Genomic DNA, 1,716 nt, shown 5'->3' with positions numbered 1-1,716 from the left:
CCGGCCCAGCCTCCGGCCCAGCCTCCGGCCCAGCCTCCGGCCCAGCCTCCGGCCCAGCCTCCGGCCCAGCCTCCGGCCCAGCCTCCGGCCCAGCCTCCGGCCCAGCCTCCGGCCCAGCCTCCGTCGAGTGGTCACTTCTTGCCGGTTTTGGGCTGCGGGGATGCGGCAAGAAGTGACCACTCGGCAAGGTGGGCGGCGGAGCTCAGGGGGTGCTGGTGGCGACGAGCTCGACCTCGAAGCCGGCGCGGTTCTCCAGGTAGGCGGCGTAGTGGGCGGGGCCGCCCGCGTGGGGGTGGGCCTCGGGGAACAGGAGAGACCAGCCGCGGGAGGTCGCCTCGACCGTGAGCTGGTCGACCTCGGCCGGGCTCCCGGCGTGAAACGCCAGATGGTTCAGGCCCGCTCGACGGCGGTCGTGCCGGCCAGGACGCCGATCCGGGCCGGCCTCGAACACCAGGTAGGTGGCGCCGCGCCGCCAGCTCGCCCCCTCGGGCCAGGTGTCGCCGAGCGTGTACCCGAGCCGCTCGAGGAGCCAGACCCAGGACGCGTTGGCCTCGTCGAGGTCCTCGACCCAGATCTCGACGTGGTGCAAAGCCCCGCGACCAGTCACGATCCAGCTCCCTCCCCGTCGTCTCTCCTGTGCCAGGCTCGCGCCGTGAGCACCCTCGCCGAGGACACCCGCCCGTTGTGGGCTGAGGCTCGGAACGTCTGGCCAGAGCTCCCGTGGTACCAGATGACACCGAAGCACGGCGCCTTCCACCACGTGGCCGTTCTCGGTGACGAGGTCGTGGTTCGACTGACCACCGGGCACCGGCACGCCGAGCGTACGACGGCCGAAGCCGCGAACCTCGAGGCGCTCGAGAGCATCGGCTTCCCGTGGGCCTTGCCTCGACTGATCGGCGGCGTGGAGGTCCGCGACGCCTGGAGCGGGGTGGCCATGACGCCAGTCCCGGGCCGCTCTCTGGAGGGGCTCCCCTGGTCGGCGGCCCGGGACGCCGTCGGGCGGGTGCTCGAGGGCCTCCACGCGGCCGAACCCCACGGGGCCGACGGCGCGCTGCGTCGGCTCCGCCCTGTTCGTGACTGGTGCGGCGGACCGGCGTGGCCTGAGATCGTCGCCAGGCTCACTGCACCGTGGGGCGCGGCGCAGAGGGAGCGTGCGCGGGCTCTCTGCGCCGAGGTCGCCCCAGCGGAGCCCGGCGTCGACCTCGTCGTCGTGCACGGGGACCTGAGTCCCTTCAACCTGCATGTCGACGGCGGGGGCGTCGTCGGCGTGATCGACCTGGACCACGCATGCGTCGGCGACCCGGCGATCGACCTTGCCGGGGTCGTCGCGGCCTACGGAGCGGAGGCCGCTCGGCAGGTCGCACCGAAAAACGTCGTCGCCCGGGCGCTCGTCCACCGCGCGTCCCTCCCGCTCCAGGTCGCCGCTGCTGCAGAGCTCGCCGGAGACCCCGCGCTGCGCGACCACGCCCTCGCCCGGGCGGCCCGACGCCTCGACCCCGCCCCCCGAGCGTGATCCCGCCCCACCCCACTCCCTCCGCCCCTCTCCGGCCACGTCGAGTGGTCACTTGTTGTCGCTTCGGGTGGTGGGGTTCCGGCAAGAAGTGACATCTCGACGGCCTGGGCCCCGGGGGGTGGGCCCCGGGGGGTGGGCCCCGGGGGGTGGGCCCCGAGGGGTGGGCCCCGAGGGGTGGGGGGCATGGGGCCTGGCGGCTGGGG

The 1,716-nt window shown here is 74.6% G+C and carries 2 protein-coding genes; one reads left to right on the top strand and one right to left on the bottom strand.

The genetic code is table 11. The annotated features are described in order from the left end of the window. Window positions 1-202 precede the first annotated feature (202 nt). Window positions 203-607 carry a VOC family protein gene (locus L0B03_RS17455; protein WP_250448230.1) on the bottom strand — a complete coding sequence of 135 codons (405 nt, stop codon included), beginning with the start codon at window positions 605-607 and terminating at the stop codon, window positions 203-205. A gap of 45 nt (window positions 608-652) precedes the next feature. Here L0B03_RS17455 and L0B03_RS17450 point away from each other — a divergent pair, with 45 nt between their 5' ends. After that, complete coding sequence (locus L0B03_RS17450; protein ID WP_250448228.1) at window positions 653-1,513, top strand: aminoglycoside phosphotransferase family protein; 861 nt, start codon at window positions 653-655, stop codon at window positions 1,511-1,513. Window positions 1,514-1,716 lie beyond the last annotated feature (203 nt).

The sequence above is a fragment of the Actinotalea sp. C106 genome, assembly GCF_023630195.1.
GTDB lineage: Bacteria > Actinomycetota > Actinomycetes > Actinomycetales > Cellulomonadaceae > Actinotalea.
Note: the sequence above shows the minus strand (reverse complement) of the source record. Positions and strands in the feature narration are given on the sequence as shown.